This window comes from Bathymodiolus platifrons methanotrophic gill symbiont, from assembly GCF_002189065.1.
Lineage (GTDB): Bacteria > Pseudomonadota > Gammaproteobacteria > Methylococcales > Methylomonadaceae > Methyloprofundus.
On sequence record NZ_BDMN01000241.1, the window covers coordinates 1 to 5,413 of the forward strand.

A 5,413-nucleotide genomic window follows, 5' to 3' on the forward strand; every position below is an offset into this window, starting at 1 on the left:
CGGAGTCTGAGCGTTAGCGAAGGTGGAGACAAAATAAAAGGCCATCCGACACGGCGTCAAGTCATTTGGAGCCTATGTTCCGACCCCTTGTTGGGTCGGGACGAGGTGACGAGGACGAATCGGGGCCGCCGGAGGCATAAGTGGTCGCGTTAAGTTTTTGCTGCTTGCTTGGGCTGGGATGCCCAAAACAAGCTTTCGCAAAAATAGCGACTCCCCGATGCGGGCCACAACAATTATGGACTGGGATCATAAAGAACTCATTGTGCCTAATAAGACTTTTATTACTAATCAATTGGTCAACTGGACTCTCAGCGACCCGGTTACACGTATTGTTATTCAGCTTGGAATCTCTTATGGGGCAGATATTGATTTAGCGTATAGGACTATTGAAGAAGCAGTCTGTTCTACGCCATTTGTACTTGAAGATCCGGAGCCAAACATTTATTTTCAAGGCTTTGGAGATAGCTCCTTAGACTTCTCAATTAGAGTTTATGTCAGTGAACCAGCTTATCGTATGCGTGTAACGCATGATCTTCATGTTCGATTACTCAAAGCTTTACGCAAACAAGGAATTGAAATTCCTTTTTCACAGAGAGAGTTACATGTGCATTCGTTAAGCACTGCTCTTGCCGATAAATAATCGAGGATGTAACTATGGAATTTAAAGGGAAATTAGTGGTAGCGGTTTCATCCAGAGCATTATTTAACCTCGATGAATCTCATCATATTTTTCAAACAGAGGGTAAAGAGTCCTACTGTGCCTATCAGGTAGAGCATGAAGAAGATATTTTAGAGCCTGGTTTTGGTTATGAACTAGTCAGAAAGCTATTGGCGATAAATACATTAACGGCAAATAGTGAACCTTTGGTTGAAGTGATCTTATTATCACGAAACAGTGCTGATACGGGTTTACGGATTTTTAATTCTATTGATCATTTTAAACTGGATATTACTCGTGCGGCATTTACCAGTGGAATGACACCCTACGGGTATATTCCGGCTTTTGGTGCACATTTATTTTTATCGGCAAATGCAGAGGATGTGAGAAATGCACTTACAGCGGAATATGCAGCTGCAACTATTCTTTCAGGTACGAAGAAGCAATCTGACTCCGAACAATTACGTATAGCCTTTGATGGCGATGCGGTTTTGTTTTCTGATCATGCAGAACGAATATATCAGGAACAAGGACTTGCTGCATTTACCGAAAATGAGAAAAATGCGGCAAAAATCCCCTTGCCTGGCGGGCCGTTTAAAGGGTTTTTAGAAGCATTACAGTGTATTCAGTCACAATTCGACCAACACGACTCACCGATAAGAACTGCCTTAGTGACCGCGAGATCTGCCCCGGCGCACGAGCGAGTTGTACGTACTCTGCGTAAGTGGGGTATCCGAATTGATGAGGCATTGTTTTTAGGGGGAATGCCGAAGCAGGAATTCTTAAAAGCTTTTGGTGCTGATATATTTTTTGATGATCAAAAAGGACATTGTGAACAGGCTGCTCAACATATTTCTACGGCGCATGTTCCTCATGGGATAACTAATCAGGAAAAAGCAAACCCTGAGTAAAGTATGAATATACTTCGCGCAGCTACGATTGAGGAAAATATATCGAGTTGGTTTTTGTTGATAGCAAGACGCTGAAACAGGCGCATAGCTAGATACGCAACTGTTTTAGTAACGCAGTCTATTGGTAAAAATCGACCGATAGAAGCCCGCAAATGTGGCTGCACATAGCCGGAAAATCGCTAGGTTCTATATAAGGGAGTGTGTTATGCATAGCTTATTGCTCACTAAAGTAAATATTTGCATAGTAGCTAAGAGCGCTTCCAGCTGAGTTATCAGTATCGGACATAATGGCGATAGCATCAATAAAGCGGATATCATCAGCAAAATATTTTTTAAAGTCTGTGCGTATATTTCGTTTTTCTGTGTACCAATGTTTTGTTTGTTCAGTTTTAGAACGTACAGCGATCATCATAACGTTATTACCTGCAAAAGGGTTTGCCCAGACTTCATTTTTTTGGCTATGACTAGCCCAGACATAATTAATAGCCCGGGTTTGCCAGAAAAACCATTTACCTTCAACGATAAGGTAAATTCTGGCAGCGAAATCATCGCCTGCTTTACTTTGCTCATCATTAATATTGAGTGGAGTATCTATACGCCATGACCAATTCAAATAAGGTGTCTTTTCTAGATCTATGTGAATTTCTTTATATAAACTTGATGCAACATCAGTCCCTTCAGCGCGTAATACACTATGCTTATTTAGTGATACTATCTGGTACTGGGTGTAAGCTTTAAACGATTTATGTTGCCAATCATCTAATGATGAATTAGCAAACTGACTAATGTTAATAGACTCGGCATTGACCATAAAGGAGCTTAGACAGAGTATTACATATAAACTTCGTAGTGACATTGGCGTTGGGTGGCAAGTGATAATGAAGCTTAGTCAGAGTGAATTAACAAATCTTACATTTTGTTGAAAAATACATGCTAGTTACTGTGGTCTGTCGGTAAGCTTTCGAAAAAATAATTATACTTTGCTTTAGCTTTTGTTAGAGCAGCAAATTAATTGTAACCGTTTAGGAGCGAGGATTTAATAATACCCGAAAGTATGGCGCAGGATTTTGGCTTTACAGTCGTATTAGGAAAACAGGCGCATAGCGGGCTACGCAACTATTTTTCTAGAGCGGCTGTGGACTCAAAAGACAAGTCAGACTCGGGTATTATTGAATTCTCGTTCCTTAGTCCCCCTCCTTTGCAAGGAGGGGCTAGGGGAGGTTTTATTAGATAAGCTATCCTCAATGCCTATTTCCAAGGGGAAAGGTGAATAATTACAATTAATTGGCTATGTAATCTACCCTAAAAGTTAAGTTGTTGGTTTGAGTGTGGCAAGTTGCCAGGCTACCCTGTAAAGTGTTTTTTAAGAAAATTATTTAACAAAAAATTGGTTATTCTATGATACCTATTAGAGATACAGCGACGTGTTACACCAAGCCATATGTCACCTGGGCATTAATATTTATCTGTATCAGTCTGTTTTTGTTGCTCGAATTCTCGCCTGACCAGTTTCATCATTATGTTATCTACATTTATGGAATGGTTCCTGCCCGGTATACCAATCCTGAGTGGGCGATAGCGATGGGCTATCCTGTAGATTATTATTTTTCATGTATTTCCAACCTTTTTCTGCATGGTGGCTGGTGGCATTTGATTATGAATATGTGGTTTCTATGGATTTTTGCCGATAATATTGAAGATAGAATGGGGCATGGACGATTTATTGTTTTTTATCTGCTTTGTGGTTTTATTGCCACGATGGTTCAGTGGTTTTATACACCTGGATTAGTGGTGCCGGTTGTTGGAGCATCTGGTGCGATTGCCGGGGTGCTGGGAGCTTACTTTTTTCTTTATCCCTATGCGAAAATTGTGTTGTGGGTTCCTATTTTATTTTTACCTATCTTTGTTGAAGTACCAGCGATAGCTTTTATTGGGATCTGGGTGATTTTTCAGATGTCTAAAGTGACAACCGCCATTATGTTTTATGAGGGAGCTTCGGATGTTGCATTATGGGCGCATTTAGGTGGATTTATTGCTGGTTTTTTACTTTTTCAGTATTTTCTCAGAAAAGATTATCCTGCATAAATACCTTAATGTATAATGCCCGAATAATTTTAAAAGTCTCTTTGTGTGAAATGTTTATGTCCACGTTGAGTTATTCTTAGGAAGTTGATGTCAAATGAAAAAAATTAATGTTGCCTTAGTAAGGCTTATCCAGTTTGTTGTATTTGTAGTTTTTACCTTTGTAGTTATTGTATATTTTGCTGCGATAGTATTTATTCCATTAGATGCGCTGGTCATGATTAGCAAATTATTAAGTGTAGTCGGCATCAATACTTTTGTTGGGGCATTGATTGGCCTACCAATTGTTGGCTATTTAGGAAAAATAGTCTACGAGACACCTGGTTTAGTTAGCATGGTTATGGAAACGGGTATGGACTTAGTTAAAATTGGTAAGGAAAAAGTTGAAGCTTTTAATAAAATTGCAGAAGCTATTAAATAAATAAGATATATAACATCGCCATTACTGGCTCTGTTATATAAAAAAAGGCTCATATCTTTCAGGTATGAGCCTTTTTTTATGCCTGCTCTTCTTTGTTATTTTAGGCACTCAACAGCAATTGTAATGACTAGCGCTGCATAGGCTATAGTACTTAATCAGCTGTAATTAACTCGTGTATTAGTTGATATTATTAAGGAATTAAAAATGTTAATGCTTATTTCCCCGGCAAAATCACTGGATATGCAGGTGACATTACCGGCATTGAGCCCTACTCAGGCGAGGCTGCTAAATGATAGCCAGCAGTTGATTGATCAATTACAAACATTTAGCCCGGAAGATATAAAAAATCTAATGGGAATTAGTGAGAAATTATCAGAACTTAATTATCAGCGCTTTCAAGAATGGACACTATCAGATTCAGCGATGCAATGTCCCTCTTTATTTGCCTTTCAGGGAGATGTATATCAAGGGTTGGCGGCTGAGTCTTTAGCACAGGATGAGGTTGAATTTGCCCAGAAGCATTTACGCATGTTATCTGGATTATATGGTTTGTTACGTCCTTTAGATTTAATGCAGGCCTATCGCCTGGAAATGGGTACTAAGCTAGTTACTGAGCGTGGGAGAGGGTTGTATGCTTTCTGGGGCGATAAAATAACTGAATTAGTTAAAGCAGATATGCCGGAAGATGAAAGTCCAGAGTTAGTAAACCTGGCTTCGAATGAATACTTCAAAGCCGTTAAACCAAAGCTACTCGAGGGGCGGGTAATTACCCCTGTGTTTAAAGATTATAAAAACGGACAATATAAAATTATCAGTTTTTATGCTAAAAAAGCGCGGGGTATGATGGTCAATTATGCGTTAAAAAATAAAATTACCCAGGCAGAAGATCTGAAAAGTTTTGCCCGTGCTGGGTATCGATATGCAGATGAGTTATCTGATGAAAAGCAATGGCTGTTTATTCGGGATGAAATGTAGCCTGGGTCAGAATTGTTTTTTACGCTGCATTAAAAAAAACTAACCCGGCAAGCTAGCGATAGTTTGTGCTCAATTGATTTTTCGTTCCTTCGCTGCCAGCCATGGAGAGCGAACGCGAGGGCTGGTAGTCCCCAGAAGGCGTAGGGCCGTTGTTTTGTCGGAATCGTAGCGCTAGCGTAGGTGGAGACAAAATAAAAGGCATTCCGAAACGCCGTCCAGTCATTTGAGGGAGTGTTACGAAGCCAGCACCGAGTTTACGATGGTAGTGGCGAAGTGGCACGTACGCAGGACGTCTGGGGCGCCGAAGGCATTAGCGGTCGCGTTAAGTTTTTGCCGCTTGCTTGGGCTGGGATGCCCAAAACAAGC

6 protein-coding genes are annotated in these 5,413 nt (G+C 40.3%); 5 read left to right on the forward strand and 1 reads right to left on the reverse strand.

Annotated features, from left to right (window positions below; all coding sequences use genetic code 11):
* Positions 1-178: 178 nt before the first annotated feature.
* The gene (locus tag CDZ78_RS13635; protein ID WP_087870509.1) at positions 179-640 is read left to right on the forward strand and encodes a mechanosensitive ion channel family protein; all 462 of its coding nucleotides are present in this window, start codon (positions 179-181) and stop codon (positions 638-640) included.
* 14 nt (positions 641-654) lie between these two features.
* Entirely contained in the window at positions 655-1,569 is a 915-nt protein-coding gene (locus CDZ78_RS13640) for a 5'-nucleotidase (RefSeq protein ID WP_087870503.1), read from the forward strand.
* Positions 1,570-1,783: 214 nt separating this feature from the next.
* On the opposite strand, the gene CDZ78_RS13645 is transcribed toward CDZ78_RS13640, so the two are convergent.
* Positions 1,784-2,425 (reverse strand): DUF3047 domain-containing protein, encoded by a 642-nt coding sequence (locus CDZ78_RS13645; RefSeq protein WP_244559253.1) that lies wholly within the window; start codon positions 2,423-2,425, stop codon positions 1,784-1,786.
* 542 nt (positions 2,426-2,967) lie between these two features.
* Between CDZ78_RS13645 and CDZ78_RS13655 the strand changes: the two genes are divergently transcribed.
* From CDZ78_RS13655 to yaaA, 3 genes are all read left to right on the forward strand, one after another.
* The gene (locus CDZ78_RS13655; RefSeq protein WP_087870506.1) at positions 2,968-3,654 is read left to right on the forward strand and encodes a rhomboid family intramembrane serine protease; all 687 of its coding nucleotides are present in this window, start codon (positions 2,968-2,970) and stop codon (positions 3,652-3,654) included.
* A gap of 94 nt (positions 3,655-3,748) precedes the next feature.
* A complete protein-coding gene (locus tag CDZ78_RS13660; protein WP_087870507.1) occupies positions 3,749-4,072 on the forward strand; it encodes a hypothetical protein in 324 nt (107 codons plus the stop codon).
* Positions 4,073-4,276: 204 nt separating this feature from the next.
* Positions 4,277-5,047, forward strand: coding sequence for a peroxide stress protein YaaA (yaaA, locus tag CDZ78_RS13665; protein WP_087870508.1), 771 nt, complete (start codon positions 4,277-4,279; stop codon positions 5,045-5,047).
* The last annotated feature ends 366 nt before the right edge of the window (positions 5,048-5,413 follow it).

Excerpts from the sequence above, each read along its gene's own strand:
- CDZ78_RS13655 (WP_087870506.1), top strand. The coding sequence starts at position 2,968 with ATGATACCTATTAGAGATACAGCGACGTGTTACACCAAGCCATATGTC.
- CDZ78_RS13645 (WP_244559253.1), bottom strand. The coding sequence starts at position 2,425 with ATGTCACTACGAAGTTTATATGTAATACTCTGTCTAAGCTCCTTTATG.
- CDZ78_RS13660 (WP_087870507.1), top strand. The coding sequence starts at position 3,749 with ATGAAAAAAATTAATGTTGCCTTAGTAAGGCTTATCCAGTTTGTTGTA.
- yaaA (WP_087870508.1), top strand. The coding sequence starts at position 4,277 with ATGTTAATGCTTATTTCCCCGGCAAAATCACTGGATATGCAGGTGACA.
- CDZ78_RS13635 (WP_087870509.1), top strand. The coding sequence starts at position 179 with ATGCCCAAAACAAGCTTTCGCAAAAATAGCGACTCCCCGATGCGGGCC.
- CDZ78_RS13640 (WP_087870503.1), top strand. The coding sequence starts at position 655 with ATGGAATTTAAAGGGAAATTAGTGGTAGCGGTTTCATCCAGAGCATTA.